Genomic DNA, 1,673 nt, shown 5'->3' on the forward strand with positions numbered 1-1,673 from the left:
TGATATGCTCCCCTTAAGGTAGACAGATTAAAAAATAAAAATCTGTTTACTTTAAGGGGAGTTTTTATTATGTCAAAAAGGGCACTTTCCCTCCAAGATAAAATCAAAATCATTCATGCATACGATAATGGGACTCATAGCCTTGTAGAGTTGGAATCAATATATAAAGTAAGTAGTATGGCAATTTATGATTGGCTTTATAAATATGAAAAATACGGAGTGGAAGGATTAAAAGAGTCTTCTACATGGAAGAAGTATTCGAAAGAGCTTAAGCTGACGGCTGTACGGGACTACCTTAGTGGGGATTACTCCTACCAGGAGGTTACGAGGAAGTATGAAATTTCTAGCACTTCTCTCCTTCGTAAGTGGATTAAAAAGTATAATAGTCATAGAGAATTAAAGGATACTTCCAAAGGAAGGACAACCACTATGACTAAAGGAAGAAAAACTACCCTAAATGAACGGAAAGAGATTGTGCTATATTGCCTAGAGAACGACAAGGATTATCAGAGGGCAGCTGAGATCTACCAGGTCTCTTACCAACAAGTATACCAATGGGTTCAAAAATATGAAGATGGTGGCGAAGAAGCTCTCAGGGATAAACGAGGCAGGAAGAAGGAGGAAGTTGAACTCTCACCGGAACAGAAAATGAAATTGGAAATGCAGAGGCTTGAGAGAGAGAACAACCGTTTACGTGCAGAGAACTTATTTTTAAAAAAGTTAGAGGAGATCGAAAGGAGGCGAAGATAAGCCAGGTACACTTTGGGGATAAATATATCGCAATCAAGGAACTTCATGAGGAAGAGGAGTTCCCTATCATGATGCTTTGTGAAATTGCGGGGATCGCCAGATCCGCCTATTATAAATGGCTAAAGCGAACACCTTCGGTGCGTGAACGCCAAAATGAGGAGATCCTAGAAGAAATTAAGACTCTCCACGAGGAAGTTAAAGGAATCTATGGCTACCGACGGATTACGATGACTTTAAACCGCAAATTGGGAGAAAAATTCAATCATAAGCGAATCTATAGGCTAATGAAGATTTCCGGTATTCAAAGTGTGATACGGAAAAAGAGGAAACGTTATAAAAAATCCACCCCTCAACACGTCACAGAAAATGTACTGAACCGTGAGTTTCAAGCCGAAAAACCAAATGAGAAATGGGTTACAGATGTCACAGAATTTAAATATGGGAATGACAAGAAGGCTTATTTGAGTGCGATTCGTGATCTTTATGACGGGTCCATTGTTAGCTATGTTTTAGGACATTCGAACAACAATCAACTTGTGTTCAAAACGTTGGATCAGGCTACAGCCCTTTTGGATGGAGCCCATCCACTCATTCATAGCGACCGGGGGTTCCAGTACACTCACCAAGGATTTAAGCGAAGAATAGATAAAGCGGAAATGACTCAAAGTATGTCCCGTGTCGGAAGATGTATAGACAACGGTCCAATGGAATCCTTTTGGGGAACATTGAAAAGTGAAAAGTATTATTTGAAAAAATATGAGACGTTTGAAGAACTTTCTATGGCAATAGATGAATACATACACTTTTATAATCATAATCGATACCAAAAACGATTAAACGGCCTTAGCCCCATGGAATACAGGACTAAAGCCGCTTAGCTTGTTTTTATTATTTCCACTGTCTACTTGACAGGGGGCAGTTCA

Annotated in this window: 1 protein-coding gene; it reads left to right on the forward strand. The window is 39.5% G+C overall.

Annotation, left to right across the window (positions count from 1 at the left end):
* Positions 1-69: 69 nt before the first annotated feature.
* Positions 70-1,628, forward strand: a protein-coding gene (locus tag D1B31_RS23740) for an IS3 family transposase (protein WP_420846151.1) whose coding sequence is annotated in 2 segments (ribosomal slippage) — positions 70-712 and positions 712-1,628 — 1,560 coding nt in all. Because the reading frame shifts where the segments join, the coding sequence is not laid out codon by codon here.
* The last annotated feature ends 45 nt before the right edge of the window (positions 1,629-1,673 follow it).

Source organism: Neobacillus notoginsengisoli, from assembly GCF_003515685.1.
Taxonomy (GTDB): Bacteria; Bacillota; Bacilli; order Bacillales; family Cytobacillaceae; genus Bacillus_D; species Bacillus_D notoginsengisoli.